Source organism: Brevundimonas naejangsanensis (genome assembly GCF_003627995.1).
GTDB lineage: Bacteria > Pseudomonadota > Alphaproteobacteria > Caulobacterales > Caulobacteraceae > Brevundimonas > Brevundimonas naejangsanensis_B.
In genome coordinates this window covers 196,282-222,201 of the sequence record NZ_CP032707.1, presented here as the reverse complement: position 1 = coordinate 222,201, position 25,920 = coordinate 196,282, and the positions used below count along the sequence as shown (strand labels likewise).

Below are 25,920 nucleotides of genomic sequence, written 5' to 3'. Positions count from 1 at the left end.
ACGCCGGTCGGCGTCTCCTGAGTGTTAGCGGGGCGAACCTGTCGTCGCGCGGATGGCGGTGGTGTCGACCACGCGGGGCGGGATGACGGTCCCGGTGCGATAGCGCGCCTGCGCCAGCCCCACCCGGGAGCCGTCGGCGTTCGGCGGACCTGCCGGATATTGGGCGTCCGGATCGGCGATCTGAGCGGCCAGGGCGGCGTTCAGCGCGACGCCGAGGTCCGGCGTGACGTGCATCTGGCTCTGGGTGCAGGCCGCGAGCGGCGCGAGCAGGGCCGCCGCCAGGGCGGCGCGGGCGATGAGGCTGGGGGCAGGGGTCATGGCGAGCGCCTTAGTAGAGGACATGGCCGTGCGGCCCTTCGATGCCGCCCGCGCCCGGCGCCGAGCGGAGCAGGACCCGGTCTTCGGGGCGGACGGAGCCGGCCGAACCCGTCTGACGTCCCAGCAGGAAGAGCTCGAAGTCCGACGGAGGGATGTAGTTGTCGGCGGCGGTCTGCAGGCGTCCGCGCCGGGGGGTGACCAGATGCGGCGTCACCACGATCACCAGTTCGGTCTCGTCGCGCTGGAAGCCCGTCGACTTGAACAGGGCGCCGATGATCGGCAGGTCGCCCAGGAAGGGGAACTGGCGGATCTGGTTCTGGTAGTCGTTGCGCAGCAGGCCGGCGATGGTGAAGGATTCGCCGTCGCGCAGTTCGACGGTGGTGTTCGCCCGGCTGACGCGCAGGCCGGGGATGATGATGCCGCCGTTGGTGATCGACACCGACGGGTCGATGCTCGACACCTCCGGGGCGACGACCAGGTTGATCATGCCGTCGGCCAGGATGGTCGGCGTGAAGGCCAGGGAGACGCCGAACTGCTTGAACTCGATCGTGACGTTGGGGCCGTTGGCGCGCTGGGTGTCGACGGCGACGGGGATGGGGAACTCGCCGCCCGCCAGGAAGCTGGCGGTGTCGCCCGACATGGCGACCAGATTGGGCTCGGCCAGCGTCTTGACCAGGCCGCGCGTCTCCAGGGCGTCGAACAGCAGGGTCAGGTCGCCGTCCCCGGCGCTGAACACCAGGGAGGCCTTGCCGAAGGTCCGCAGCAGGTTCCCCGCCGTGGCCGTCAGGGTGTCTCCGGTGGTGATGTCCAGCGACGGGTTGCCGCCGGTCGGGTCGCGCTTGACGTTCAGGCGCAGGTCGCGGGCCGTCGACGAGCGCATCTCGGCGAAGCGCACGTTCAGCATCACCTGCTGAGTGCCCTCGACCGACATCAGGTTCACCACATGGCCGGGCGCGTAGCTTTCGGCCAGGGTCATGATCTGGCCGAGGGCGACGGGGCTGCCCACCGGGCCGGACAGGACGATGGACTCGTTCGAGGCGCGGATCGCGACGCGGGTCTCGGCGGGCAGGATCTCATGGATCCGCTGCTTCAGACCGTTGACGTCCGGGCCGACCGTGATCGCCATGTTGGCCATCGCCCGGCCGCCGGCGCCCCGGACGGTCAGGGTGGTGGAGCCCATCTTCTTGGCCACCACATGAACCGAACGGCTGTTCAGGGGCATGACGTCGGCGATCTCGGCGTCGCCGATCATCAGGGCCGTGTAGCCCTCTGGCACGTCGACGGTGCGGGCGGCGCCGGGGCTGAGGAACAGTTCCCCGGATTGCCGGTCCTCCATCGCCGGGTAGGGCGTCGGGCGGTCCTGGGCCGCGGCCTCGGCCGCCAGGCCGGTCAGGCCCAGCAGAAGGGCGGAGGCGGCGGCGGCCGCGAGGCGGCCGGCGCGGTGCTGGATAGCGTGTGCGTTGTGGCTTTTCATGCCCCCGCCTCTCGTTAGAAGCCGACGGAATATGCGGACGTTTCCGTGCCGCGGGTGACCTTGATCTCGACCGGCGCCGGGCCGCGCGGGGCGCTCGGCGAAGGCGACCGCGCCGGTCGGGCGCGCGGCGCGGAGGCGTAGGTCGCGGCGACCGGCGTGAAGACCGCGCGGCGCCCGGGCAGGCCCAGGTCGGCGGTGGTGATCATTGCGGGCGACTGCAGCGCCCCGTCCTCGATCCGGCGCAGCGACAGCGACACCGTGCCCACGACCCCGCCCAGGGAGATGGTCTGGGCCTGGTCGGGCGACACCTCCAGGGTGACGGCCCGCGCCACGACGGGCTTGTCCGCCTCGTCGTCGTCCGACTGGTCGACGCCCAGGACCATGACGTTCTCGGCCAGGACCTGGGTGATCGCGGGCTTGTCGCCCTCGGCCGCGCGGGTCAGCAGGACGTCGACCCGATCGCCCGGCAGGACGAAGCCGCCGACCCCGGCGACGTCGTTGACGCGCACGCTGACGGCGCGCATCCCGTCGCCCAGCGCGGCCGACAGGTTCAGGCGCGTGGTCGAGCTGGACACCCGGTTGCTGAGGATGGGTTCATTGGGCGACAGCGGGCGCAGGGCGCGCCTCGGTTCTGTATCCGCGAGTAAAGCCTGAGTAGAGCCGAAAGATCCGTCCGGGGCGGCGTCGGCGGGGAAATGGACGACCTTGAGCATGGCGGGCGTCAGCTGGGTTCCGCGCGGAATGGGTCCCGCGGCGACCACGACGGGCACGGCGGCGGTGTTCGCGGCCTGTTGGGCCGGCGTCGACCGGGTCGAGTTGACGTATCCGCGGACAAGGACGACGACGACCAGTCCCATCAGGACCGCCGCCAGAAGGGCGACCAGAGATCGCGTTGAGGTGGACATGGCCGACCGCTCCCCCGAAACGAGGTCTAGGGCATCCGTTGTTCAACTGTCCTCAGTGAACAAGGATCGTTTAGGACTGTTACCAAACCGATAAGCACGCGAACGGACTAGGAAAAATACGGCCCGGGCCGAAGCCGCGGGCCGTAATCTCGCTGTCAGGAGCAGGTGCCGCCGTTCGTGTCGATGCATTCCTTGGCGCGGGTCATGGCGTCGCTGATGCTGCCGCCCAGCGCGATCGCCGCGACGGCGATGCCGACGCCGACGATGGCCAGGATGAGGGCGTATTCGGCGGCCGAGGCGCCGTTTTCGTCAGCCAGATAGGACATGAGCTTGCTCATGGGAGTGTCTCCTTCATCAGATTGAGAATCCGACCCTGGGACGCGGGTCGCTTACCATTCCGGTGAGGGACAGGCGGTCCTATCGCCTACCGTGACTGTTTTTAAAGCACCGCTTTTACCAAGTGTAAACCCTAATAGATAGTTAACGCCAAGTTTTCGTCTTCTACGCGTATTAGCAACTCGTGATTTGGTTCCATCCGAAAACATTAATTTCTACTGCCAAGCTTGTTTTGTCAGCCGATCGATGCGCGGAGGCCATGAATTCGGCGTCTCAACTATTGAGATGCGCGTCATCGTCGTGGCGCGAGGCGTCGCGGCGGCGGTCTAGGGGATGGAGGCCGGGTCGCGGTCTTCGGCGCGGCGGCCGATGATCTGGCGACGCCGTTCGATCGGCTGCGCCGCCAGCCCTTGTGCGGCGGCCCGGCCCGCCAGGACGGCGCCGATCGCCAGCAGGACGCAGGCGGCGACCTCCTGAACCAGGGGCAGGGCGCCCGGCGCCTTGGTCAGCAGCACGAAGGGCGTGAAGGGCGGAACCCACAACAGCCAGTCCAGGCGATCGCCCGCGCCGAGCGGGACAGCAAGGGCGACGAAGAAGGTCGCCAGCAACAGGCCGAACAGCGGACGGGTCAGGTTCTGGGCCGAGGCCGCATCGCGGGCCCGCGCGCCGACCGCCACGGTCAGCAGCCCATAGAAGGCGAAGGCCAGCAGGTAGATCGCCGCGGCGCGGACCAGGGACACCGGATCGCCCAGGCTGTCGGCCAGCCCGGCGCCGCCCGCTTGCCGCACGCCCGGCGCCAGCATGGCGAGGGCCGCCGCCGAGCCCAGCCAGGCGCCGAGCACCAGCAGCGACACGGCCCCCACGCCGACCACCTTGCCCAGCACGATCTGCATGGGGCGCACCGAGGCCAGCAGGCTTTCCAGCGACCGGTTGCCGCGTTCACGGACGACTGCCTGAAGCAACATTCCCAGCGACCCGGTCAGGGTCATCCACAGCGTCAGCACCAGGGCGAAGCGCCCCAGCGCCGCCGCCGCGCCCACGGAAGGCGGCGAGTCCCCCGGCGGCGGCGCCGCCTCCGGCCGGGGCGGGGGCGAGGCGGCGAGGACGCCGCGCGCCACGTCGCGCTCGACCGTGCGCGTCAGCAGGCGCCACGGCAGCGGCCCCAGGGCCGGGGCGCCGGACTGGGCCAGCTCGACCTCAGCCGGGCCGGTGCGGCGCACCTGGATGGTCAGAGGCGGCGTCGGCGAGGCGGGCGGCGGGCCGATGCGGACCACGGCGGCGCGCCCGTCCAGCCCGACGACCTCCTCCAGCGCGGCGGCCGTCACGCGGGCCAGGGCGGGGGCGTCGGCGACCACGTGGATCGGCGCCGGCGCGGTCGGCGCGGCCGAGGCCGCCAGCAGACCCGCCGCCAGGGCCATGAGGACGGGACCGACCAGCAGGGCGATCCAGAAGCTGGCCGTGGCGACATAGGTCCGGAACTCGCGCTCGGCGATGAGCCGGACAGGCCCGCTCATGCCGCCCGCCGGTCAGGCGCGCGGGCGGCGTCCGGGGCCCGGGTCAGGCTCCAGAAGGCGCCCTCGAGATCCTGGCGAATGGGCTCGAAGGCGAAGATCGGCACGGAGCGCTCCGACAGGGCGCGCATCAGGACCGGAGGCGTCACGTCCTGCGGCAGGGCGACCTGCCAGCGCGTCGCCGCCCCCAGGCGCACCGTCGTCCGCCCGAGCGGCAGGGTGCGCCCGCCGACGGCGTCGGCGGCGGCGATCAGGCCGGCGTCGTCGTCGGTCACCACGATCGCGCCGTGCGGCGCCAGGGCCGCGGCCTCGGCCACCGCGCCCTCGAACACGGTGCGGCCGTTCGACAGGATGACCACCCGGTCGCAGATCGCCTCGGCGGCCGCCATGGAGTGGGTCGAGAACAGGATGGCGCCGCCGCCGGCGCGAAACTCGGCGAACAGCGACAGGATTTCGCTCTGGGCGATGGGGTCCAGCCCCGACAGCGGCTCGTCCAGCACCAGCAGCTCCGGGCCGTGGGCCAGGGCGCACAGCAGCTGGACCCGCTGGGCGTTGCCCTTGGACAGGGTTTCGATGCGCGCCCGCTCGCGCCCGCCCAGGCCGATGCGGCCCAGCAGCCGGTCGGCGGCCGCCAGCGCGGCCTTGCGCTCCATGCCCTTCAGGCGGGCGTTGAAGGCGATGACGTCGCGCGCGCGGTCGCGCGCGAACAGGCCGCGCTCCTCGGGCAGGAAGCCGACCCGCCGCCGCCGCGCCGCGTCGGCGGGGCCGCCGAACAGCCGGATCTCGCCCGCGTGCGGCGACAGCAGGCCGAGGACGCAGCGCAGGGTGGTGCTCTTGCCTGCCCCGTTGACGCCGATGAAGCCGGTGATCGACCCGCGCGGCACGCCGATCGACACCTCGGTCACGCCGCGACCGCCGCTGTAGCGATGCGCGAGGCCGCGGACTTCCAGCGCCAGGTGGGGCGACGTCTGCTGCATGGTCGGATGAGACGGCTGGGGCGGTTAAGAAGCTGATAACCGCGATTGACGGGGATGCTCGCTCGCGGCGTCAGGGATGGCAGGCCGTCACGGTGAACGGGCTTACGCCCCCGGCGCCGGGCAGGCCGCTGATCAGGGTCAGCGACCCCGACGCGGTCACGCGGTGGCCGCACGGCGCGATGGCGTAGGTGAAGACGGGGCTCACGCCGAGGCCGCGATAGCGACCGTTGGCGAAGGCCGCGACGCTGGTCTGGTCGAAGCAGACGGCCGTCCGCACCGAGGCGCAGCGCGCCGCTTCCTGCGCCGTGCTCTGCAGGTTGGCGTAGGCGAACACCAGCATGGCCATGTAGATCGAGCCGATGGTCAGGGCCAGGAAGGCCGGGGCGACCAGGGCGAACTCGACGGCCGAGGCGCCGCAGCGATCCCCGACCGGCCGACGCGCGGCGCGCGGGCGCATCAGTCCAGCCTCATGGTCGAGGTTCTCACGATCGGCGTGGTCAGCATGCCGCCCAGGCTTACGCCGTTGAACAGCGGGGCGTAGGGATAGGAGACGGTCACGGTGACGTAGTCGCCCGGCACGGTCGTCGCGGCACCGCCGACGGAAGTGCAATCCGCCGGGCGGGCGGCGGGCGGCGCGGCCACCTGCTGTCGATCGCCCGAGGGGGTGATGCAGAAATAACCTTCGGTCACGCCGACCCGCTGAATCGGAGCGTCCGGCTCATCCGGATTGCGCAACTGGACTGCGGCGCCCAGGGACGTGCTTTGCGCCGCCGCCAGGATGCGGTTGGTCGGCGCCGTCAGCAGCGGACAGCGCGTCGCATCCGTGGCGGGCAGCTTGGCGCGCGTGTCGCAGGTCTCCCAGATCATCTGGGCGGCGACCTGGGCGGCCTCCTCGACCTGCATGCGCCGATGGACGTAGAGCCCGATGTCGATGACGTTCAGGATGGGGATGGTCAGCACGCTGAGCCATAGGGCGAATTCGACCCCGGCTGCGCCGTCCCGTCCGTGCCGCAGGCCTCCGCGCCCCCTCATTGCACCAGCCTCAGCCGGTTGGCCGTGCCGGGCACGGCGGGCAACTCCAGTCCCGCCTCGCGGCATTCGGAGGTCGGGTTGTCGAAGATGCTGCCCGTGCCGCTGACCAGGATGGTCTTGGCCACGATGCCGATGCAGGACAGGCCGTCGGTCTTGTGGTTGATCGCGCCGTTAATCTGGAAATTGCCGTTCGGCATATAGATCAGCCCCTGGATCAGCAGGGTCGGATCATTGCCCTTGTAGACCATGTCCAGGTCGTTCTTGTTGCCTGTCAGGCGGCCGTCCTGAAGGATGGCCACGCCTTTCAGCGCCCCGGTCTTCGGCGCGGCGATGTCGAGGCGGCCCGTGCCCGTCGAGTTGGCCGGGAAGTGGCTGTAGGTCGTCGAGCCGCCTTGGGTCCGCGTGCCCGAGAAGATCACCGTCAGGCTGCCCGATCCCGAGGTCTGCAGCTTGTGGCCGTTCAGGTCCAGTTTGCCGTTGTACACCACCAGGACGCTGTTGGGCGCGGTGACGTTGACGTCCGCGGTCAGGCGGGTGTCGCCGCACTTCTTGACCGGCGAGGCCCAGGATTCCGAGGTGGACAGGACCGGCCCGCTCGCGCCCTGGGGATAGGCGCCGCAGGTGTTCGCCGGGATCGGCGGATTGGCCGACAGCTGCGCGAAAGGATCCACGATCGGCGATTGGCCGCCGCGCTGCACCTGGCCGCAGTTCGACGTGCCGACCGCGTCGCCGTAATAGACGCCGTTGTCCGAATTGGCGCCGTTGCAGCGCAGGTTGCTGTTGCTGAACATGTCGCAGCCGGCCAGGTCCACGTTCGGGCCGCCGTTGATCCGGATCGCCTCTCCGCTGGAGCTCAGGCCGATCAGGCAATAGTTCTCGCCGCGCCCGCGCGGCCGGGCGACCGCCTGGGCCCTGACCGTCTGGGCGCGCCGGTCGCCGATGGCGGTGTCGCCCGAGAAGCCGACGATGCCCATCATGTAGAGGGGGACCGGGCGGCTGATGGTCACCCGATAGCAGTTGGTCGCGGTCGAGGGGGGCGGACAGGCGGCGGTGTCGATGGCGTCGACCGTCGTGTTGAGCGCGCCGTTGGCGTAGCCGTAGCGGGCGCCGACGGCCCGCGCCTCGATCAGATAGCCGACGTCGCCGTTGGTCGCCGCGGCCAGGGCGGCCGAGTCCGCCGCATGCTGCATCGAGCGCTGGGTCAGGTACCAGTTCCCCCCTCGATCGCGAGGCTCAGCGCACCCAGAAGGGGAACGATCATGAGGGCGCCCAGCGGCCCGACATTGCCGTCTTCCCGACGCAGGGCGCGCGAAAACGTCCGGCTCAGGCGCGCCGCGCGGGTCAGAATGACTTCCAGGATACGCGGCATGCTGTTCCCCCGAGCATCGGTTGGCGGCCGGACGATCGTGGCAGTAATGCGTCACGAGGAACTCTGTTCCGTCAGTAGCGGGCGCGACGTTTGCTGACGACGCCAATCCCATCAGTCTATTATCGGGACCAACGCGCCCACGGTCGGCCGGCGGCTGTGCGAGCCGTCATGGCGATGAAGATGGACTATGAGTTTCGCGGCCGCGCGCCGGGCGGGCGCCCCGTCATCCTGTGGTTCCGCCGCGACCTGAGGCTGGCGGACAATCCGGCCCTGGCCGCCGCGATCGACACCGGGCGGCCGATCCTGCCGGTCTATGTCCTGGACGAGGGCGGCGAAGGGCGTCGACCCGGCGCCGCCCTCGACGCCGCGCTGGGGCGATGCGGAGGCCGGCTCATCCTGCGGCGGGGCGACAGCGAGGCCGAACTGCGCCGCCTGATCGACGAGACGGGCGCCGACCAGGTCTTCATGAACCGCCGGTTCGAGCCGGAGGCCTTCATCCGCGACGCCGACATCGCCCACGCCCTGAAGGCCGAGGGCATCGCCTGCCACGGCTTCAACGGCAGCCTGCTGGCCCGGCCGGGCGCCGTGCTGACCGGCGCTGGAAAGCCCTACCGGGTGTTCACCCCCTTCCTGAAGGCGCTGCTCCAGGCCGCGCCCGACAGGCCGGCGACGCCCGCGCCCGAAACCCTGGCCACGCCCGAGGGCCTGGCCGGCGAGGACATCGACGCCTGGGGTCTGCACCCGACCGCGCCCGATTGGTCGCAAGGCTTCGACGGGACGCCGGGCGAGGCGGGCGCCGCCGCGGCCCTGTCCGCCTTCCTCGAGGGCGGCCTGGCGGACTACGCCGTCGGCCGGGATGTTCCGGAGCGCCGGGGCGCCTCGCCCCTGTCGCCGCACCTGCACTGGGGCGAGATCAGTCCGCGCAGCGTGGTGCGGGCTGTCCGCGCCGCCGCCGCCCAGGGCCGCGTCGCCCCCGCCCAGGCGGACAAGTTCGTCGCCGAGGTCGGCTGGCGCGAGTTCTCGGCCCATCTGCTGCATCAGTTCCCCTACATGGCCGAGCGCGCCTTCCGGCCCGAGTTCGACGCCATGCCGTGGCGGACCGACCCCGAGGGGCTGGCGGCGTGGAAGCGGGGGCGCACCGGCTATCCGCTGGTCGACGCGGGGATGCGGGAGTTGTGGGCGACCGGCTGTCGCCTCCTTCCTGGTCAAGCATCTGCTGATCGACTGGCGCGAGGGCGAGGCCTGGTTCTGGGACACCTTGGTGGACGCCGACCTGGCCAGCAATGTGCAGAACTGGCAGTGGGTCGCCGGGTCCGGCGCCGACGCCGCGCCCTATTTCCGCATCTTCAATCCGGTGGCCCAGGGCGAGAAGTTCGACCCCGCCGGGCGCTATGTCCGCCGCTGGGTTCCCGAACTCCGGGCGTTGCCGGGCCGCTGGCTGCACGCCCTGAAGTCGATCGCCACGCGTCCTCACGATGACGAGCCGCTATGACCCTTCCGGCGCGGCCTGGTCCCTGTCGTTAGCGACGTCCGATCCCGCCACCCTGCGCAAGGAAATCTCGATCCGGCCTCCGCAATAGGTCTCGCCATAGTCGCGCCAGGCGCGCGCGGCCAGGTCGGCCAGGGCGGGGACGGCGGAGACGCGGCGAACCAGGTTTGCGGTCAGGGGCGCCGTGTCTTCAAGCATGGCCCCGATCTTCGGAAAGCGCTCGGACAGCGTCGACCAGAGGGTCGCGGTGACCACGTCCGCGATGCCGGGCGCGTCGCCTCCCAGCAGAAAGCCGGAACGGGCGCGCAACCCGTGTCGGCGCCCCTGCTCCTCCCACAGCGCCATCCATCGTCTCAGGCGCGGCGCGAAGGCGGTCCAGCGCTGCTCGGTCCACATCTGGCGTCCGCCGTCCAGGGTGATTTCGTCGATGACGTCATTGGCGTCGTTGACCACCTTGATCGTCAGCGCGCGCAGGGCTGGGGTCGACGGCAGGAGCCCGAGGGTTTCGCCGAGGTAGAAGACGATGGCCGGCATCTGGGAGATCGCGACGTCGGCGGCCGCGTCGACCAGCACCGGCGGTCCCATGAAGGGGATCGGCATGTCTTCCGGCGCGCCCGCCATCAAGGCCGCGATGGCGCCGTCGCCGGGCTCGGCCCAGTCCTCGCCGGCAAAGGCCAGGACGGCGCGCACGAACTGGCCGCGAAAGGGGGCGGACCAGTAATAGAGGGCGTAGGGCATCCTGACCTCGCTGACGTCGCGCCTTGGTCAACGCGATCAGGCGAGGAGCGTTCTAGAGCCGCCGATCTCGGCGGCGGCTTGCCGCCTACTTCCGCTGGGCGTGGGAAAGAAGTTGATGTAGATGTAAATAGGAGGGCGTGACGGCTGCGGTGGGGGTCTGAATGTTATGGCTGCCGCTGGCTGCCGTGATGATGGTGGAACAGCCGCAAGCGTCGAGCCTGGCGGTCGCCCCGGGCCATGCGGACTGGCAGGGGAGCCGCCAGCGCCTCGATGACCCTGTGCGAGTGGATGACATCGAGGTCCGTGGCCGTCGGGGCGTCGCCCTCGTGCCGCCCGAGACCGAGCTGGACGGCGCCGACATCGACGCCCTGGGCGCCTGGGACATCGGCGAAGTGCTGCGGCGCATGAACGAGACCCTGGACCTCGGCGAAGAGCCGATGGTCCTGATCAACGGCAAGCGGGCGCCCAATTCAGCCGTTTTTTCGGGGTTTCCGCCCGATGCCCTGGCGCGGGCGGAAGTCCTGCCGCCCGAGGCGGCGGCCCTCTATGGCGGCGCGCCTGGCCAGAGGGTCGTCAACCTGGTTCTCCAGAAACGCTTCTCCAGCCACGACGGCCGCATGAGCGGCGCACGCCCGACCCAGGGGGGAACCTCCTCCCTGTCGGCCGATCTGCGCCGATCGGCCATCACGGGCGGCAGGACCCATCAACTGGGCCTGCGCGTTTCGCGCGACACCGCTCTTCGCGCTGAAGAACGCGAGCGGGGCCTTGTCGACGAAGGGGCGAACGACGGAGCGATCACCCTGCGCCCCCGCGTCGACGCCGTTTCGGTCAACGCCAACATGACGCGGCCGCTGGGCGATTGGTCCAGCGTCTTCAGCCTGAACGGCCAGGCGCGCGACAGTCGGTCCGTGGCCCGTTTCGGCGAAAGGATCGTCGACAGCCGTGGGCGATCCGAAAACCTTGGAGCATCGGCGGGATTCAGCGGACGGGCGGCCGGCTGGTCCCTGCAGGCGAACATGAACGGCCAGGCGTCGCGCGCTCGGGAAGACGGCTTCGCCGACACACGAAACGAGCGCCGGTCGCTGGGGCTGACCAGCTCGGCCAATCGCGCCCTGTTCGAATTGCCGACCGGCGCGGTGGTGGTGAATCTGAACGGTCACCTCAGGGGAAGCTGGTCGACCATCCATCGCGATCATGTCCGGGCCAGCACCGACTTTCACACGGGAGAGGCGCGTGGGTCGTTGGCGATTCCGCTGTCCAAGGCCGGGGAAGAAGGGACGGGGCGTCTGTTCGGCGAGCTTCTGGCGACCGTGGGCGGCGGCGTCCGGGAAAGCAGCGCCGGTTCCGGCGATGAGGTGAACGCAGCCCTGGCCTGGACGCCGCGCAAGGGGCTGCGCCTGAACGGCGTCTGGTCCGCGTCGAGCGACAGCGTGCCGGATCTGCAGAGGTTCGAGCCCCTCCATCACGGGACGCCGACGATCGTGTTTGACTTCAGGACCGGGCAGGCGGTCGAGGTCGTGCCCATCCGGGGCGGAAATCCCGACTTGCGGCCGCCCCGTTCGGAACGGGTGTCCCTGACGGCGGCGGCGGGGCCGTTCACCCCCTGGGGCGTGACCGGCAACCTTGGCTACCAGCGCATGGCGTCGACCGATGGGATCGGCGCTCTGCCGGACCTGACGGAGGACGTCGAAGCGGCCTTGCCCGATCGATTTCAGCGCGACGCCGACGGCCGTCTGATCAGCATCGACTATCGACCGATCAATTCGCGGTCCAGCCTGTCGGAAACCTTGTCGACCAGCCTGAACTTCAAACTTCCGCGCCCCGCGGGCGTCGCCGCGAACGAAGCGATGGTCCTGCGGGTGGCGCTCAGCCACAGCCTTCGGTTGAGGAATACGGTCGCGCTGCTGGAAGGACGGCCGGATCTGGATCGCCTGAGGGGCGACGGCGGCGGCGTCTCCCGGCAGGAGGCGAGGGGCACGCTCGACGCGCGGCGAGGGCGATGGGGCGTCAACGCCTCGGCGCGATGGCAGGACAGCTATCGCACCCGGCGCGTCAGCGGCCGGGACGACCCGCGCGACCTGGTCATGGAGCCGTTCACGGCCGTCGACGTGAAGCTGAGCTATCTGGTGATTCCGTCGTCGGCCCGGCCTGGCCAGGACGGCGAGGACGGCCCGCCGTCCAGAAGAGGCGGCGGGCTGCAGTTGAGCCTCGAGATCGACAATCTGTTCGATGCGCGTCCCGGGGCGCGCCTGGGAGACGGCTCGCCCGCGCCCGGCTTTGGGCGGGACCTTCAGGACCCGATCGGGCGAACGGCGCGCCTGACGCTGCAACGCCGCTTCTGAACCCGAGCAGGCCCCTGCTGGGGGACCGCCTCTATGCGAGATGCAGCGTGTTGTACTGCTCGATCGGTCCCGGATACTCGCCGCCGCGGTCCTCGCCGACCTCGCGCGCGATGAGGGCGTTGGTCATGGCGTTGAGGCGCAGGATCAAGGCCTTGTGGCGCTCGGGCTCGGCGGCCAGATTGATGATCTCGTCCGGATCGGCGTGGGTGTCGTAAAGTTCCAGGTCGTTGTGCGCCAGGAGCTGCTCCCAGGTCGCTGGCGTATGGTGCTGGCTGGGGGCGAAATAGCGGGCGAATTTGTAGCGGCCGTCGAACACGCCGCGATGCACGCGCCGCTTCGACAGGTCGAAGATGGGACGGTCGAGGTAGTTCTTGTTCAGCCGGTCCCATGACAGCAGGACGCCGTAGTTGAACAGGTGCCCTTCCTCGTCGCGGCGGGTGCGGGCGTCGGGCGTGCGCGCCAGGCCCGACAGGTCGTGGCCGACCAACTGGGGGAAGTTCGCCGTGCTCCAGGCCTCGTCCTTGCCCGCGAAGCCCAGCAGGGTCGGAGCGATGTCGACCGAACTCATCACCGCCTGACTGGTCACGCCGCGCGCGCCGTCGGGGTGGGCGATGAACATCGGGACGTTGGTCTCTTCCTTGTAGATGGTGCCGCCCTTCTGGCGCATGCCGTGGGCGGCGGCCCGCTCGCCGTGGTCCGAGGTGTAGACGATGATGGTGTCGTCCATCTGCCCCGACTTCTCGAGCGCCCACAGCAGGGTCAGGATGTTCTGGTCCACGTCACGCAGGCAGTTGCAGTAGTAGTTGACGAAGCGCAGCCAGGCGGCCTCGTCCTCGCGCGGCATGGCGCCGTAGGTCTTGACGTCCAGGGCGGCGATCCCGCGATGCGCCTCGGGCTTGGTCGACAGGTCGTCCAGGCGGAAGCTGCGGGGCAGGGGGAAGCCCAGGTCCGTCTGATACAATTCGTCGCCCGGCTCGGCGCGCATGACCCCGGCCAGGTTCCACACGGCGCGCGTCTCGGCCTGCTCGCCGGTGGCGTCGTAGAACATGATGTCGTGCGGATTGACCAGGTTCACGGCCATGAACCAGGGCTTGTCCTGGCGCTTCTTCGGGTCCCTGGCCAGGTCCTGGATCAGCATGGCGGCGTCGCCGGTGACGGCCCGGTCGGTGCGGTAGCCGGCCCAGGTCAGGCCGATTTCCTCACCGTAGAAGTTGTAATCGGAGAAGCCGAACGGCTCCATGGCGTCGGTGGTGTCGGGGAACTCGCGCTGGAAGCCCGGCGCGGCGGTCGGCAGCTTCGAGAGGTGCCACTTGCCCTTGTAGGTCGTGTAGTAGCCCGCCGCCCGCATCATGTCGCCCAGGGTGTCGATCTCGGGCGTCAGCACGGCGCCCTGTTCGGCGTTGGAATAGACCTTGGTCTTCTGGGTGTGCTGGCCGGTGTAGATGACCGCCCGCGACGGTGTGCAGGGCGTGGTGTGCACATGGTAGTTCGGCAGGTGCAGGCTGCGCTCAAGCAGGGCCTTGTGCCCGGGCAGATGGTCCAACAGGCCGTCGGGATAGGACCGCAGGCCGAACTCCTGGTCCGTCATGATGAAGAGGATGTTCAGCGGCTTGTTCGGGTCACGCGGCGCGCGGGGCCGGGCGCGCACGGGCGGGGCGACGCCGGCGGCGGCGCTGACGCCGGCCATACCGGCCAGAAGGGAACGACGATCGATCCGGGGCATGTCTCACTCCACTGAAAGCCCGGCCGTCTTCGCGGCCCAGGGGCGAAGGATGGTCAGGCGGCGGCCACCTGTACATAGCGGCCGTCGAAGTAAGCGAGGGGCGGCATGGGCGAGGGCAGGTCCACTGTCTGGACGTCGCCGATGACGATGCGGTGGCTGCCGTGGTCGACCACATGGGCCTGTTTCAGGCGGATGACGGCGCAGGCGTCGCGCAGGGCCGGGGGCCGGTCGTCTTGGCCGCCGTCCCAGGCGCCGATGGCGAAGCGTTCGCCGCCGCGCACCCCGCCGCCGCAGGCGCGCGACACCGCCTCATGGTCGGCGCTCAGCACGTTCAGCACCAAGTCCGACCCGGCGTCGATGGCCTGGAAGATGGCGGCGTCTCGGTTGATGCAGACCAGCATGGAAGGCGGGTCCATGCTGACCTCGCTGACGGCCGTGGCGGCCATGGCGAAGGGGCGGCCGTCGTGCTGGGCGGTGACCACCACGACCGAGCGGACCAGATTGCGCAGGGCGCTCTTCAGCGCCGGGGCCAGGGCGTCATCCATGGCGGTCTCGTCTCCTCCTTGCGCCTGCCCTGTTGCCGGACATGACGTCGTCGATACTGCGATGGCTGGTCAGTATGTCAAGTTACTTTACTATCAAGCGGCGTGACTTTCGGCGTCGGAGGGCGGCAGGGCCAGCATGACGCTCTGGGCGGCGCACAGCGGCCTGGCCTGGCCTTCGCCCTCGATCACGCAGTCGCTGACAATCTGCCAGCCGCCCGCGCGGGCTTCCACGGCGACCACCGTCTGGCGCAGGCGGATTCGGACGCCGCTGGGCGCGGGGGCGATGAAGCGCACCTTGTTGACGCCCACGTTCAGCACCCGGTCCGCGCCGTCGATGCGCAACAGGTCGTCCTGAAGGCGCGGCAGCAGCGACAGGGTCAGGAAACCATGGGCGATCGGCCCGCCGATCTCGCGCTGCGCCCTCTCGACATCGACATGGATCCATTGGCGGTCGTCGGTGGCCGCGGCGAAGCGGTCGATGCGGCCCTGGTCCAGTGCCAGCCAGTCGGAGACGCCGAGGTCCCGCCCGGCCAGGCCGGGCAGGTCGGCGAAAGCGACGACGCGCGCGCCGCCGCTCACGCCTTTCTCGCGATCTTGTTCGGCCCGGCGAAGCCGAACATCCAGGCGGCGATCTTGCGCATCTGGATCTCTTCGGCGCCCTCGGTGATGCGATAGCGGCGGTGGTGGCGATAGATGTGCTCGAACGGCTTGTGGCGCGAATAGCCCATGCCGCCGTGCACCTGCATGGCCGTGTCCGCCGCCTGGCAGACCAGGCGGTTCGCCCAGTAGTTGCACATGGACACCCGGTCCGAGAGTGTGGTCGCCACCTCGGGCTTGGACATGCGGTCCATCTCCCAGGCTGTCTTGCGGATCAGCAGGCGCAGCATCTCGACCTGGGTGGCCAGTTCGACGAGGGGGAATTGGATGGCCTGGTTTACGGCCAGCGGCTTGCCGAAGGGCTTGCGCTCGCGCGCGTACTTCACCGCCTCACGGATGCAGTAATCCGCGGCGCCCAGGGACGAGGCGGCCTGGCGGATGCGGTTCTCGTGGACGAAATGCTGGGCCAGCTCCAACCCGCCGCCGGCCGGGCCGAACAGGGCGCTGTCGGGCACCCAGACGCCGGTGAAGCTGACGCGCGGGTGGTCGGTCGGCATGTTGAAGGTCCAGAGATACTCCTCGACCTTGACGCCCTCCGCCTCGGCCGGGACCAGGAAGCAGCTGATGCCCCGCGCGTCGCCTGCCTCGCCCGAGGTGCGGGCGAAGACCATGACGTGGGTCGCCACGTGCATCCCCGTGGTCCACATCTTCTCGCCGTCGATGCGCCAACCCTCGACGCCGTCGCGCGTCTCGCGCACGGCCGTGGTGTCCATGTGCGTCGCGTCCGAACCGTGCTCGGGCTCGGTCAGGCCGAAGCAGACCGAACGGGTCCCGTCCAGCATGCCGGCGATGAACTCGTCCTTCTGCGCCTGGGAGCCGAAGTCGCGGAACATCAGCACCTGCGGATAGTTGGCGACGATTGAGTGCTCGTTCTGCAGGTCGTTGTGCAGGCCCAGGCCCTTGGCGGCGAAATGCTCGCGGATCACGGCCATGGCCAGGTTCGAGCCGTCCTTGCCGCCGAACTCGGCGGGCAGGGCGAAGCGGAGGTGGCCGGCCGCGTCGGCGCGGCGCTTGGCCTCGCCGAGCAGGGCCTCCCACTCGTGGCGGGGCAGGCCGCCGTTGTCGAAGTCGGTGCGCGCCCATTCGCGGCGGTGGTCGAAGAAGCGCTCGTTGTCGTCCTGCGCCTGCAGGGGAGCGATCTCGGCCTCGATGAAGGCGTCCAGCTCCGCCAGGTAGTCGGTGATTTCGGCGGGCAGTTCGAAGTCCATGCGCGCTCCTCCTTACTCTTTGATCGGAGCCTATGACGCAGGAGGAATAACGTAAAGCAATTTGACAAACATCGGCGGCGCGTATGGAGTCGATTTCATAAGGAAACGACAGGAAGGATGAGTCCCATGGCCACGCCGGTCACCACCGAGAGCGGGCTGCGCTCGCTGCATCACGCGGCGTTCCGCTGCCGCGACGCCGAGCAGACGCGCTGGTTCTATGAGGACGTTCTGGGGCTGAAGGCCTCGGCCGGGATCGTGCTGGACGAGGTGCCGGGCACCCATGAGCCGACGCCCTACATGCATATCTTCTTCGAGATGGGGGACGGCAATTTCGTCGCCTTCTTCGACGCGCCCTCGACTGCCGATCCGGCCTGGTTCCAGCGCAAGGACAGCTTCGACATGCACATCGCCATCCAGGCGCGCGACGAGGCGCACATGCTGGAGATGCAGCAGCGCATCCGCGCCCACGGCGTCAGCTGCCTGGGCCCGGTCGAGCATCACTTCGTGCGCTCGGTCTATATGTACGACCCGAACGGCATCCAGGTGGAGATCACCACCCGCACCGCCGACCACGACCGCATCCTGGGCGAGGAGGGCGCCGCCCTGCCGCAGACGCTGAAGGCCTGGTCGGCTCAGACCCGCGCGGAGAAGGAAGCCAAGTTCGGCGCCGAGGCCCTGGACCGCCGCGGCAAGCCCCAGTCGGAGCTGAAGGGATGAGCGAGGCGCCCGTGAAGAAGAAATACCAGCGCATCCCCTATCTGATCGTCTTTCAGGAACAGGCGACGTTCAAGGACACCTATGGCGGGGCCGAGGGCGCGGTGGCGCTGGAGGCGCACCTGCTGAAGCCGGACACGCCGTCCGACACCGTGGTCGTCATGATGCACCCGATCGGCGGCGGCGCCTGGCTGCCCTTGCCGGCGGCGCTGGCCAAGCAGGGCGTTCACGTCATCTATTGCAACAGCCGCTATCGGGGCATCGACAACGCCCTGATCATGGAGAAGTGCGCCCTGGACCTGGGCGCCTGCGTCCGCGACGCCAAGGAGCGGCTGGGCTACAAGAAGGTCATTCTCGGCGGCTGGTCCGGCGGCGGCGCCCTGTCGCTCTTCTATCAGGCCGAGGCCGAGAACCCGACCGTGACCCAGACCCCGGCGGGCGATCCGATCGACCTGACCAAGGCCAACCTGATCCCGGCCGACGGCATCGCTCTTCTGGCCGCGCACCTGTCGCGCAACCTGACCCTGACCGAGTGGATCGACCCCTCGGTCACGGACGAGAGCCGTCCGTTCGAGCGCGATCCCGAACTGAACATCTACGACCCCGCCAATCCGAACCAGGCGCCCTACAGCGCCGAATACATCGCCCGTTATCGCCAGGCCCAGATCGCCCGCAACCGACGCATCACCGCCTGGGTGAAGGCGCAGCTGGCCGAGCTGAAGGCGCGAGGGTTGCACAACCACGAACGCGGCTTCGTGGTGCAGGGGACGATGGCCGACCCGCGCTTCATCGACGAGACGCTGGAGCCCAGCGACCGCCGTCCCAACTACTGCATGCTCGGCGACCCCGAAGTGGTCAACGACGGCCCGGTCGGCCTGGCGCGCTTCTCGACGCTGCGTTCATGGTTGTCGCAGTGGTCCTACGACGACTCAAACGCCGACGGGCTGAAGTGCGCGGCGCGGATCAGCGTGCCCATGCTGGTCATCGAGAACAGCGCCGACGACGCCTGCACCCCCAGCCACGCGGCCCGCCTGATGGAGGCGGCCGTGAACGCGCCGCAGACCCACGCGGTCATCAAGGGCGCCAACCACTACTACTCCGGCCAGCCCGACAAGGCCGCCGAAGGCGCGGCCGTCTTCGTGGAGTGGATGAAAGCCACCTTCTGACGCTCGGCGACAGTCGACCTGTGGAAACGGCCGCCTCCTCGCAGGGGCGGCCGTCATCAATTCGGAGAGATGACAAAAAAAGACCGGAGCGTCGGGGGACGCTCCGGCCAGGGTGTCAGGGGCCCCGATCAGGCCCCGGACGAGGACAAGATCAGTAGCGCAGGCCCAGCTGGATCGAGACGACCCGGCCAGGATCGACCACATAGGTCTGCGACGAGGCGGCCAGGAAGGGCGTGCCGAACGAGTGTGAGGCGGTCCATTCGTTGGTCAGGTTCCGGCCGATCAGGGCCAGGGTCCAGCGGTCGTCGGGCGAGGCCACGCCCAGGCGCAGGTCCACCTTCGAGAAGCCTTCCTGATAGGATCGCGGGTTCAGGTTCTCTTCCAGATAGGTCCCGCTGCGGCCGCGCACCGTGGCGTCGGCCAGCAGGCGCATGCCGTTCTCCAGCGGATGGTCGACGTTCAGCGTCAGGGCACCCGACCATTTGGGCGCGCGCGGCAGGCGCACGCCGCCGATGTCCTCGACGCAGTTAGCCGCGGGAGCGACGCCGTTCTTATAGACGCAGGGCGCCGTCGGGTAGGAATCGTACCGGGCGTCATTGTAGGCGACCGAGCCCGACAGGGTGACCGACGGGTTGATGCGCAGCGTGCCCTCGGCCTCGACGCCCTGGCTCTTGGCGCTGGCGGCGTTGGTGGTGATGAAGGCGTTGGTCGCGGCGTTGAAACCCGACACCTGCAGGTCCTCGAACTTGGAGGTGTAGGCCGCCAGGTTCAGGGTCGCGCGGCCGTCCAGCAGGGTCAGCTTGGTCCCGACCTCGATCGAGTTGGAGGTTTCGCCCTCGAACTCGAAGGCGTCCTGGCCGCCGGTCGACTGGGCGCCGACGAAGCCGCCCGCCTTCGAGCCCTTGGCGTAGGAGGCGTAGAACATCATGTCGCGGTCGACGACGTACTGGACTTGGACCGAGGGATCGAGCTGGCTCTCGCGGCGCTGGCCGCTGAGCGGGGTGTTCACCCACGACGGCGGCAGGACGCCCGAGGTCTGGCGCGTCTGGTCGGCGGCCTTGTCCTCCCAGGTCTGGCGCAGGCCGGCGGTCAGTTTCCAGTGGTCGTTGAAGGCATAGGTAGCCTGACCGTAGATCGAATAGCTCTCGTTCGTCTGGTTGAAATCGCGCTTGCTGGTCCCGTTGAGGGCGCCCATCAGGATGGCGGACTCCTGATGCATGTCGATCTCGTTCTTGTGGGCATATGCGCCCACGATCCAGGTCAGCGGCCCCTCGTTGGACGAGGTCAGGCGCACTTCCTGCGAGATCTGGCTGAAGTCTTCCTGGAAGATGGTGCGCAGCAGGGGGGCGGCGACGAAGTCGCTGTCGATCTGCTTGTCGTAGCCGAAGGCCGAATAGGCGCTGATCGCGGTCAGGGTGACGCCGTTGGCGAAATCCTTGTTGATCGTCAGCACGCCGTTGAAGCTGTTGGTGTCGTCATAGTCCGGCACGCCGGCCGTGGTCGTGCGGGTGAAGGACTTGGAGCCGCCGACGGGGACGCTGCTCATGGGCTGGCCAGTCAGCTCCTGGCGCGCGCCTTCCAGCTTGAGACGGAAGGACAGGGTGTCGCTGGCCAGATAGTCGACGACGGCGCGGCCGATCAGGTCCTCGCGGCCCGGATTACGGTCGCCGGTGGTGGTGTTCTCGACCCAGCCTTCGTTGTCGCTGTACTTGCCGGCCAGGCGGACCAGCAGCTTGTCGGTGATCGGACCCGAGACGATGTGGCTGATCTCATAGCCGTTGTCGCCCTCGACCGTGCCGGTGATGGTGGTCGCCAGTTCACGCGTGGCGCGCGGGCCGTTCGAGGTGATGTTGATGGCCCCGGCGGCGGTGTTCTTGCCGAACAGGGCGCCCTGGGCGCCGCGCAGCACCTCGACGCTGGCCACGTCCAGGAAAGGGGCGGCGAACTGGCGGCCGCGCCCGGCGTAGGCGCCGTCGACGAACAGGCCGACCGACTGCTCGAAGGCCAGGTTGCCTGGCGAGGAGCCGATGCCCCGGATGTAGATGGCGTTGTTGCCCGGCGTGGCCTGGATGTGCAGGTTCGGCACCGAGCCCGACAGGGCCTCCAGGTTGCGCACGTCCTGGCTGGCCAGTTCCTCGCCGCTGGTGACGTTGACCGAGATCGGTACGTCCTGCAGGCGCTCGGTGCGCTTGCGCGCGGTGACCAGGATATCGGCGACCGTGGTCGTATCGGCCTGGGCTGCGGGCCCTTCAGGCGCCGTCTGGGCCATGGCGGCGGTGCTGAGAACCAGGCTGCTCGACGCGAGCAGCATCACATAACGACAACGCATGCGTATTCCTCCCCATGCGGCCCCGGCCCGGAGGCCAGAGCTGTGTTTGCTACGAGGAGGCGTTGAGACCGCGAACGGACCATGTTTCCCTCCCTCCCTGACCGCCGCTTCTTGCCGAGCTGCTTGTCAAGAAACTAGACAAACTCGATCCGTTTTGATCGTCAAGTTACTTTACTGATTTTTGTTCGCGGTCTGCCGAAAATCCGCCGCGCGCCCGCCGGGCTCGCCCAGGCTGCACAGAATGGGGGCGCCCCAGTCGGAGCCGAAGGCCTCACGCAGGGCCTTGACCCGCTTGGCGCCGATGCGACGGCCAAGCTCTTCGGTCAGCTCGGCGACGATCCTCTGGGCGTCCTGACGCATGGCCCTGCCCATGGGGGTCAGCTGGACGATGCGGATGCGGCCGTCCGTGGGATCGTCCGCCATCTCGAACACGCCGCGCTCGACCAGGGAGTTGATGGTGGAGTGCACCGCCTGGCGCGTCAGGCGCAGGCTGCGGGCGATGTCGGCGGGGCGCACGACGTTCATCTGGACGTGCATCATGACCATCGACTCGGGCCGGGTCAGATGCGGCCAGCCAGCCTCGCGCAGGCTCATCTGCAGGCTTTCGTCGAACCATTCAAATCCCGCCAGCAGCGGCACGATCAGATAGTCGGAATTCATGATCATCGCGTTCTCCCGATATCGACTTATGCCGCTGCTCCGCTTGGCCCGCCAAGTGTAAACTGGCGCGCGCGCCTTCGTTTCAGAGCGTGCGGGCGATCAGCATCTTCATCACTTCGGACGTGCCGCCGTGGATGGTGTCGATCCGCGCGTCCTTATACAGCTGAGCGATCGGATATTCGTTCATATAGCCGTAGCCGCCGAACAGCTGCAGGCATTTGTTCACGCCTTCCAGTTCGGTCTCCGTGATCCACAGCTTGGCGATGGAGGCGGTCGCCGCGTCCAGTTCGCCGCGGATCAGTTTTTCGGTGCAGCTGTCGATGAAGCTGCGGGCGATCACCGCCTTGGCCTTGATGTCGGCCAGGGTGAATTGGGTGTTCTGGAACTCCATCAACGTCTTGCCGAAGGCCTGGCGCTCGCGCGTGTAGTCGACCGTCAGCTTCAGCGCCCGCTCCAGGATGGCCAGGCCCATGGCGGCGATGCCGAGGCGTTCCTGGGGCAGCATCTGCATCAGTTGGCCGAAGCCCTTGCCCTCGATCCCGCCGACGAGGTTGGACGCGGGAACACGCACGTCCTCGAAGAACAGCTCGGAGGTGTCCTGGGCGGCGCGGCCCATCTTGTCGAGGTTGCGGCCGCGCACGAAGCCCGCGCGGTCGCCTTCCACCGCGATCAGAGAGATGCCGCGCGAGCCGTTGTCCGAGGTGCGGCACACCACCAGGATCAGGTCCGCCGTTTGGCCGTTGGAGATGAAGGTCTTCTGGCCGTTCAGCACCCATTCGTCGCCCTCCAGCCGGGCGCGGGTGCGGATGCCCTGCAGGTCTGAGCCCGTGCCCGGCTCGGTCATGGCGATGGCCAGGACGATCTCGCCCGAGACCACGCCGGGCAGCCATTTCTGCTTCTGCTCTTCGGTGCCGAAGGCGATCAGGTAGGGGGCCACGATCATGTTGTGCAGCGGCACGCCCCAGCCCTCCATGCCGCGCGCGCCGAACTCCTCGATGACCACGCGCTCATGGCGGAAGTCGGCGCCCATGCCGCCGTATTCCTCGGGGACCGACAGGCCCAGTAGCCCGAACTCGGCGCCCTTGGTCCACATCTCGCGCTCGACGATCTTGTTGCGGCTCCAGGCCTCGATCTTCTCCGGCGGGCACTCGGCGTCGAGGAATTTGGACAAACCCTCGCGGAACAGGTCGACGTCTTCCTGAGTGTAGGGAGAAGGGCCGGAATGGGCGCTCATCGGAGACTCTCAAACTGAAATTAGGATAGGGGCATCCTGTGACGCCCTCACGATAAACGTCAATCTATTTGACAAATATCCTCAGCTTCGGCCATCCATTCGTCATGTCCGCTTCCGCATCACCGCCCGCATCCGAGACGGCAGAGCTCGTCCAGTCGCGCCTCGCCGCCCTAGCGGCGGCCCTGGCCAGCGGAGGGCGGCAGGCGACCGGCCTGCGCCGGCTGACCGGCGGGGCCAGCCTGCAGACCTGGGCCTTCGACGTCGAGGGCGACGGACCCGCGCGGGCCCTGATCCTGCGTCGTCGGGGCGGGGGCGGCGAGGCCGAGGTGTTCGAGACCTCCCTGCCGTTGCCGGTCGAGGCCAGGCTGCTGAAGGCCGCCGAGGAGGCGGGCGTGCCCGTGGCCCGGCTGGTGCGCGACTGCCGGCCCGAGGACGGCCTCGGCGAGGCCTATGTGGTGGAGCGCGTGGCCGGCGAGACCCTGGGCCGCCGCATCGCCGCCGATCCGGCCTTCGCCCTCGCCCGCGAGAGTCTGGGCCGCCAGTGCGGCGAGGCCCTGGCGCGCATCCACGCCGTGGGTCCGGAAGCCCTGCCGCCGCTGGAGACGCAGGACGCCCGCGCCGTGCTGGACCGCTACGCCGACATCTACCGCAAGAGCAGCGGCCCGCGCCCGGTCATGGAGGCGGCGCTGAAGTGGATGGAGGCGCGCCTGCCGGAGCCGGTGGCGCCGCGCCTGGTCCACGGCGACTTTCGCAACGGCAATCTGATGGTCGATCCCGAGAGGGGCCTCGCCGCCGTTCTGGACTGGGAGCTGGCCCACCTGGGCGACCCGGCCGAGGACCTGGGCTGGCTGTGCGTAAACAGCTGGCGGTTCGGCGTGACCCACCGGACGGTCGGGGGTTTCGCCGATCTGGAGACCCTGCTCGACGCCTATCGCGCGGCGGGAGGAGAGCCGCCGTCGGTCGAGCGCGTGCGCTTCTGGCAGGCGGTAGGCACGTTCAAATGGGCGGTGGTGACGATGATGATGTACCGCACCTTCGCCACCGGCGCCTCGCGGTCGGTCGAGCGCGCCGTGATCGGCCGTCGCCTCAGCGAGTGCGAGGTCGACCTGCTGGCCCTGATGGAGGCGTCGCGATGATCGAGGGACCGAGCCGGGACGAACTGCTGCAGGCGACGACCGCCTGGCTGGAGGACGCTTCCTCCCCTGTCGAGGGCTTCCACCGCAGGGTGGCGGCCAATGCCCTGGGCATGGTGTCACGCGAACTCGCCCAATGGCCCGCCGCCGAGGCCGCGGCCGTCATGCGGATGCAAGCCATCCTGGGCTGCGACGGCGACTACGCCACGCTGAACGCCGCCCTGGCCGAGGCCCTGCGCAAGGGGACGGTCAGCGCCGAGGATCCGGCCGTGTTCGACCATCTGCGCCGCGCCGCCCTGGCCATGCTGGCGATCGACCAGCCGCGCTATCGCCACGAACTGTCGCAGGGGGTCGAGGCATGATCGAACTGGTCGAAGTGTCGGCCCGCGACGGGCTTCAGAACGAAAAGACCATCCTGTCCACCGCCGACAAGGTCTCCCTGATCGAGACGGCGATCGCGGCGGGCGCACGGCGGCTGGAGGTCGCCAGCTTCGTCAATCCCAGGCTGGTGCCGCAGATGGCCGACGCCGAGGCGGTGATCGCCGCCCTGCCGAAGCGCGACGACGTGCGGACCATCGGCCTTGTCCTGAACGAGCGCGGCGCCGGGCGCGCCCTGGCGACGGCGGTGGACGAACTCGGCGTCGTGGTCCCCGCCTCGGACGCCTTCGGCCTGGCCAATCAGGGCCTGGACGTGGACGCGAGCGTCGCCATGGCCGGACGCGTGATCGAACAGGCGAGGGCGACCGGCCGCGACGCCCAGGTCACCATCTCCGTCGCCTTCGGCTGTCCGCTGTCTGGCGCGGTCGATCCTACGCGGGTGGTGGACATGGCGCGGCGCCTGGCCGCTTTCGGTCCGCTGGAGATCGCCCTGGCCGACACCATCGGCGTCGCTCGCCCGGACGAGGTGTCGCGCCTGGTCGCGGCGACGGTCGAGGCGGTGCGGCCCCTTCCGGTGAGGGTGCATTTCCACGATACGCGCGGCACGGGCGTGGCCAACGCCGTCGCGGGCGTGGCGGCGGGGGCGGTCACGGTGGACGCCTCCATCGGCGGCACGGGCGGCTGTCCCTTCGCGCCCGGGGCGGCGGGCAATGTCGCCAGCGAGGACGTGGCCTACGCCCTGAACGGACGCATGGCGGTCGACGTCGACGCCCTGTGCGCGGCGGCCGTCTGGCTCAACGAGAAACTGGAACGCACGCGCACCAGCGCCATGACGCGCGCCTGGCTGGCCGCGGCTGAGAGGAAACAAGCATGACCCAACTGTCTCACCACGGCCGCGTGGCCCTGATCACCGGCGCCTCCTCGGGCCTGGGGGCGGAGTTCGCCCGCCTGCTGTCGAAGGGCGGGGCCAAGGTGGTGCTGGCGGCGCGCCGGGCCGACCGGCTGGCGGCCCTGGTCGCCGAGATCGAGGCGGCGGGCGGCGAGGCCCTGGCCGTGTCCATGGACGTGTCGGACGAGGCCTCGGTCATCGCCGGCTATGACGCGGCCGAGGCGCGCTTCGGCCTGGTCGACACCGTCATCGCCAACGCCGGGGTCAACGCCGACGGCCCGGCCACGGACCTGTCGATCGAGGAGTTCGACCAGATCCAGGCGGTCAACAGCCGGGGCGTCTTCCTGACCGCGCGCGAGGGCGGGCGGCGCCTGCTGGCCAGCGGCCGGTCCGAGCGGGGGCGGGTGGTTATCCTGGCCTCGATGGGCGGCCTGCACGCCCTGACGGGCCTGGTCGCCTACTGCGCCTCCAAGGCGGCGGCGGTCATGCTGGGCCGGTCCCTGGCCAATGAATGGTCGCGGGCGCGGATCAGCGTCAACGTGGTCTGCCCCGGCTATATGCTGACCGACATCAACGAGGAGTGGTTCACCAGCGAGGCGGGCCAGAAGATGATCTCCAAGCTGCCGCGCAAGCGGCTGATGCCCATAGACGCTCTGTCGCCGATGATCGGCTTCCTGACCTCGGACGCTGCCGCCTACACCACCGGCGCGGTGATCAAGATCGACGACGCCCAGCACGTGGATTGATGAACGATGCCCCTCTGCCCGTCGGGAGAGGGGCAAAAAAAGGGGGG

The 25,920-nt window shown here is 69.4% G+C and carries 25 protein-coding genes and 1 pseudogene; 8 read left to right on the top strand and 18 right to left on the bottom strand.

Annotation, left to right across the window (positions count from 1 at the left end):
• Positions 1-24: 24 nt before the first annotated feature.
• The 10 genes from D8I30_RS01040 to D8I30_RS14260 form a co-directional block, all read right to left on the bottom strand.
• Entirely contained in the window at positions 25-318 is a 294-nt protein-coding gene (locus tag D8I30_RS01040; RefSeq protein ID WP_121481086.1) for a hypothetical protein, read from the bottom strand.
• A gap of 10 nt (positions 319-328) precedes the next feature.
• Positions 329-1,792 (bottom strand): type II and III secretion system protein family protein, encoded by a 1,464-nt coding sequence (locus D8I30_RS01035; protein WP_121481085.1) that lies wholly within the window; start codon positions 1,790-1,792, stop codon positions 329-331.
• Between the two features lie 14 nt (positions 1,793-1,806).
• Positions 1,807-2,697, bottom strand: coding sequence for a Flp pilus assembly protein CpaB (cpaB, locus tag D8I30_RS01030; RefSeq protein WP_121481084.1), 891 nt, complete (start codon positions 2,695-2,697; stop codon positions 1,807-1,809).
• 155 nt (positions 2,698-2,852) lie between these two features.
• Positions 2,853-3,035 (bottom strand): Flp family type IVb pilin, encoded by a 183-nt coding sequence (locus D8I30_RS01025; protein ID WP_121481083.1) that lies wholly within the window; start codon positions 3,033-3,035, stop codon positions 2,853-2,855.
• A gap of 324 nt (positions 3,036-3,359) precedes the next feature.
• A complete protein-coding gene (locus tag D8I30_RS01020) occupies positions 3,360-4,547 on the bottom strand; it encodes an ABC transporter permease (RefSeq protein ID WP_121481082.1) in 1,188 nt (395 codons plus the stop codon).
• Positions 4,544-5,521, bottom strand: coding sequence for an ABC transporter ATP-binding protein (locus tag D8I30_RS01015; RefSeq protein WP_121481081.1), 978 nt, complete (start codon positions 5,519-5,521; stop codon positions 4,544-4,546). The genes D8I30_RS01020 and D8I30_RS01015 overlap by 4 nt, the downstream gene beginning before the upstream one ends.
• Positions 5,522-5,591: 70 nt before the next feature.
• On the bottom strand, positions 5,592-5,978 hold the full coding sequence (locus D8I30_RS01010) for a TadE/TadG family type IV pilus assembly protein (protein WP_121481080.1): 387 nt from the start codon (positions 5,976-5,978) through the stop codon (positions 5,592-5,594).
• The gene (locus D8I30_RS01005) at positions 5,978-6,553 is read right to left on the bottom strand and encodes a TadE family protein (protein WP_162938758.1); all 576 of its coding nucleotides are present in this window, start codon (positions 6,551-6,553) and stop codon (positions 5,978-5,980) included. Before D8I30_RS01005 ends, D8I30_RS01010 begins: the two co-directional genes overlap by 1 nt.
• The gene (locus D8I30_RS01000) at positions 6,550-7,743 is read right to left on the bottom strand and encodes a hypothetical protein (RefSeq protein WP_162938757.1); all 1,194 of its coding nucleotides are present in this window, start codon (positions 7,741-7,743) and stop codon (positions 6,550-6,552) included. The genes D8I30_RS01005 and D8I30_RS01000 overlap by 4 nt, the downstream gene beginning before the upstream one ends.
• A gap of 11 nt (positions 7,744-7,754) precedes the next feature.
• Positions 7,755-7,922, bottom strand: a complete 168-nt coding sequence (locus tag D8I30_RS14260) for a hypothetical protein (protein WP_162938756.1) — start codon at positions 7,920-7,922, stop codon at positions 7,755-7,757.
• A gap of 168 nt (positions 7,923-8,090) precedes the next feature.
• Between D8I30_RS14260 and D8I30_RS00995 the strand changes: the two are divergent.
• Positions 8,091-9,414 (top strand): annotated as a pseudogene (locus tag D8I30_RS00995) (cryptochrome/photolyase family protein).
• Here the strand turns inward: D8I30_RS00995 and D8I30_RS00990 are convergent.
• Positions 9,409-10,149, bottom strand: coding sequence for a glutathione S-transferase (locus tag D8I30_RS00990; RefSeq protein WP_121481077.1), 741 nt, complete (start codon positions 10,147-10,149; stop codon positions 9,409-9,411). The pseudogene D8I30_RS00995 and the gene D8I30_RS00990 overlap by 6 nt on opposite strands.
• Positions 10,150-10,310: 161 nt before the next feature.
• Here D8I30_RS00990 and D8I30_RS00985 point away from each other — a divergent pair, with 161 nt between their 5' ends.
• Complete coding sequence (locus tag D8I30_RS00985; RefSeq protein ID WP_121481076.1) at positions 10,311-12,491, top strand: TonB-dependent receptor; 2,181 nt, start codon at positions 10,311-10,313, stop codon at positions 12,489-12,491.
• A gap of 31 nt (positions 12,492-12,522) precedes the next feature.
• On the opposite strand, the gene D8I30_RS00980 is transcribed toward D8I30_RS00985, so the two are convergent.
• The 4 genes from D8I30_RS00980 to D8I30_RS00965 all read right to left on the bottom strand — a co-directional run bounded on the left by D8I30_RS00980 (position 12,523) and on the right by D8I30_RS00965 (position 16,624).
• Complete coding sequence (locus D8I30_RS00980) at positions 12,523-14,214, bottom strand: sulfatase-like hydrolase/transferase (RefSeq protein WP_121481075.1); 1,692 nt, start codon at positions 14,212-14,214, stop codon at positions 12,523-12,525.
• A gap of 53 nt (positions 14,215-14,267) precedes the next feature.
• Positions 14,268-14,759: a flavin reductase family protein gene (locus D8I30_RS00975; protein ID WP_121481074.1), complete on the bottom strand. Its 492-nt coding sequence runs from the start codon at positions 14,757-14,759 to the stop codon at positions 14,268-14,270.
• 93 nt (positions 14,760-14,852) lie between these two features.
• Entirely contained in the window at positions 14,853-15,338 is a 486-nt protein-coding gene (locus D8I30_RS00970; protein WP_121481073.1) for a MaoC family dehydratase, read from the bottom strand.
• Positions 15,335-16,624: an acyl-CoA dehydrogenase family protein gene (locus tag D8I30_RS00965; RefSeq protein WP_121481072.1), complete on the bottom strand. Its 1,290-nt coding sequence runs from the start codon at positions 16,622-16,624 to the stop codon at positions 15,335-15,337. Before D8I30_RS00965 ends, D8I30_RS00970 begins: the two co-directional genes overlap by 4 nt.
• Positions 16,625-16,750: 126 nt before the next feature.
• Here D8I30_RS00965 and D8I30_RS00960 point away from each other — a divergent pair, with 126 nt between their 5' ends.
• Both D8I30_RS00960 and D8I30_RS00955 read left to right on the top strand, forming a co-directional pair.
• The gene (locus D8I30_RS00960) at positions 16,751-17,341 is read left to right on the top strand and encodes a VOC family protein (protein ID WP_121481071.1); all 591 of its coding nucleotides are present in this window, start codon (positions 16,751-16,753) and stop codon (positions 17,339-17,341) included.
• Entirely contained in the window at positions 17,338-18,504 is a 1,167-nt protein-coding gene (locus D8I30_RS00955) for an alpha/beta hydrolase (protein ID WP_121481070.1), read from the top strand. The genes D8I30_RS00960 and D8I30_RS00955 overlap by 4 nt, the downstream gene beginning before the upstream one ends.
• Before the next feature lie 151 nt (positions 18,505-18,655).
• On the opposite strand, the gene D8I30_RS00950 is transcribed toward D8I30_RS00955, so the two are convergent.
• From D8I30_RS00950 to D8I30_RS00940, 3 genes are all read right to left on the bottom strand, one after another.
• Entirely contained in the window at positions 18,656-20,833 is a 2,178-nt protein-coding gene (locus tag D8I30_RS00950; protein ID WP_121481069.1) for a TonB-dependent receptor, read from the bottom strand.
• A gap of 171 nt (positions 20,834-21,004) precedes the next feature.
• The gene (locus D8I30_RS00945; RefSeq protein WP_121481068.1) at positions 21,005-21,499 is read right to left on the bottom strand and encodes a MarR family winged helix-turn-helix transcriptional regulator; all 495 of its coding nucleotides are present in this window, start codon (positions 21,497-21,499) and stop codon (positions 21,005-21,007) included.
• Positions 21,500-21,575: 76 nt separating this feature from the next.
• The gene (locus D8I30_RS00940; RefSeq protein WP_121481067.1) at positions 21,576-22,727 is read right to left on the bottom strand and encodes an acyl-CoA dehydrogenase family protein; all 1,152 of its coding nucleotides are present in this window, start codon (positions 22,725-22,727) and stop codon (positions 21,576-21,578) included.
• A 104-nt stretch (positions 22,728-22,831) separates the two neighbouring features.
• Between D8I30_RS00940 and D8I30_RS00935 the strand changes: the two genes are divergently transcribed.
• From D8I30_RS00935 to D8I30_RS00920, 4 genes are read left to right on the top strand one after another with little or no spacing between them, the layout of a single operon-like run.
• On the top strand, positions 22,832-23,863 hold the full coding sequence (locus D8I30_RS00935; protein WP_121481066.1) for a phosphotransferase family protein: 1,032 nt from the start codon (positions 22,832-22,834) through the stop codon (positions 23,861-23,863).
• Complete coding sequence (locus D8I30_RS00930; protein WP_121481065.1) at positions 23,860-24,222, top strand: DUF6285 domain-containing protein; 363 nt, start codon at positions 23,860-23,862, stop codon at positions 24,220-24,222. Before D8I30_RS00935 ends, D8I30_RS00930 begins: the two co-directional genes overlap by 4 nt.
• Positions 24,219-25,112 (top strand): hydroxymethylglutaryl-CoA lyase, encoded by an 894-nt coding sequence (locus D8I30_RS00925; RefSeq protein WP_121481064.1) that lies wholly within the window; start codon positions 24,219-24,221, stop codon positions 25,110-25,112. The genes D8I30_RS00930 and D8I30_RS00925 overlap by 4 nt, the downstream gene beginning before the upstream one ends.
• Positions 25,109-25,873: an SDR family NAD(P)-dependent oxidoreductase gene (locus D8I30_RS00920; protein ID WP_121481063.1), complete on the top strand. Its 765-nt coding sequence runs from the start codon at positions 25,109-25,111 to the stop codon at positions 25,871-25,873. Before D8I30_RS00925 ends, D8I30_RS00920 begins: the two co-directional genes overlap by 4 nt.
• The last annotated feature ends 47 nt before the right edge of the window (positions 25,874-25,920 follow it).

What these genes read in the sequence shown, in the direction of transcription:
- D8I30_RS01040 (WP_121481086.1), bottom strand. Translation starts at nt 318, where the DNA reads ATGACCCCTGCCCCCAGCCTCATCGCCCGCGCCGCCCTGGCGGCGGCC.
- D8I30_RS01035 (WP_121481085.1), bottom strand. Translation starts at nt 1,792, where the DNA reads ATGAAAAGCCACAACGCACACGCTATCCAGCACCGCGCCGGCCGCCTC.
- cpaB (WP_121481084.1), bottom strand. Translation starts at nt 2,697, where the DNA reads ATGTCCACCTCAACGCGATCTCTGGTCGCCCTTCTGGCGGCGGTCCTG.
- D8I30_RS01025 (WP_121481083.1), bottom strand. Translation starts at nt 3,035, where the DNA reads ATGAGCAAGCTCATGTCCTATCTGGCTGACGAAAACGGCGCCTCGGCC.
- D8I30_RS01020 (WP_121481082.1), bottom strand. Translation starts at nt 4,547, where the DNA reads ATGAGCGGGCCTGTCCGGCTCATCGCCGAGCGCGAGTTCCGGACCTAT.
- D8I30_RS01015 (WP_121481081.1), bottom strand. Translation starts at nt 5,521, where the DNA reads ATGCAGCAGACGTCGCCCCACCTGGCGCTGGAAGTCCGCGGCCTCGCG.
- D8I30_RS01010 (WP_121481080.1), bottom strand. Translation starts at nt 5,978, where the DNA reads ATGCGCCCGCGCGCCGCGCGTCGGCCGGTCGGGGATCGCTGCGGCGCC.
- D8I30_RS01005 (WP_162938758.1), bottom strand. Translation starts at nt 6,553, where the DNA reads ATGAGGGGGCGCGGAGGCCTGCGGCACGGACGGGACGGCGCAGCCGGG.
- D8I30_RS01000 (WP_162938757.1), bottom strand. Translation starts at nt 7,743, where the DNA reads ATGCAGCATGCGGCGGACTCGGCCGCCCTGGCCGCGGCGACCAACGGC.
- D8I30_RS14260 (WP_162938756.1), bottom strand. Translation starts at nt 7,922, where the DNA reads ATGCCGCGTATCCTGGAAGTCATTCTGACCCGCGCGGCGCGCCTGAGC.
- D8I30_RS00990 (WP_121481077.1), bottom strand. Translation starts at nt 10,149, where the DNA reads ATGCCCTACGCCCTCTATTACTGGTCCGCCCCCTTTCGCGGCCAGTTC.
- D8I30_RS00985 (WP_121481076.1), top strand. Translation starts at nt 10,311, where the DNA reads ATGTTATGGCTGCCGCTGGCTGCCGTGATGATGGTGGAACAGCCGCAA.
- D8I30_RS00980 (WP_121481075.1), bottom strand. Translation starts at nt 14,214, where the DNA reads ATGCCCCGGATCGATCGTCGTTCCCTTCTGGCCGGTATGGCCGGCGTC.
- D8I30_RS00975 (WP_121481074.1), bottom strand. Translation starts at nt 14,759, where the DNA reads ATGGATGACGCCCTGGCCCCGGCGCTGAAGAGCGCCCTGCGCAATCTG.
- D8I30_RS00965 (WP_121481072.1), bottom strand. Translation starts at nt 16,624, where the DNA reads ATGGACTTCGAACTGCCCGCCGAAATCACCGACTACCTGGCGGAGCTG.
- D8I30_RS00960 (WP_121481071.1), top strand. Translation starts at nt 16,751, where the DNA reads ATGGCCACGCCGGTCACCACCGAGAGCGGGCTGCGCTCGCTGCATCAC.
- D8I30_RS00955 (WP_121481070.1), top strand. Translation starts at nt 17,338, where the DNA reads ATGAGCGAGGCGCCCGTGAAGAAGAAATACCAGCGCATCCCCTATCTG.
- D8I30_RS00950 (WP_121481069.1), bottom strand. Translation starts at nt 20,833, where the DNA reads ATGCGTTGTCGTTATGTGATGCTGCTCGCGTCGAGCAGCCTGGTTCTC.
- D8I30_RS00945 (WP_121481068.1), bottom strand. Translation starts at nt 21,499, where the DNA reads ATGATCATGAATTCCGACTATCTGATCGTGCCGCTGCTGGCGGGATTT.
- D8I30_RS00940 (WP_121481067.1), bottom strand. Translation starts at nt 22,727, where the DNA reads ATGAGCGCCCATTCCGGCCCTTCTCCCTACACTCAGGAAGACGTCGAC.
- D8I30_RS00935 (WP_121481066.1), top strand. Translation starts at nt 22,832, where the DNA reads ATGTCCGCTTCCGCATCACCGCCCGCATCCGAGACGGCAGAGCTCGTC.
- D8I30_RS00930 (WP_121481065.1), top strand. Translation starts at nt 23,860, where the DNA reads ATGATCGAGGGACCGAGCCGGGACGAACTGCTGCAGGCGACGACCGCC.
- D8I30_RS00925 (WP_121481064.1), top strand. Translation starts at nt 24,219, where the DNA reads ATGATCGAACTGGTCGAAGTGTCGGCCCGCGACGGGCTTCAGAACGAA.
- D8I30_RS00920 (WP_121481063.1), top strand. Translation starts at nt 25,109, where the DNA reads ATGACCCAACTGTCTCACCACGGCCGCGTGGCCCTGATCACCGGCGCC.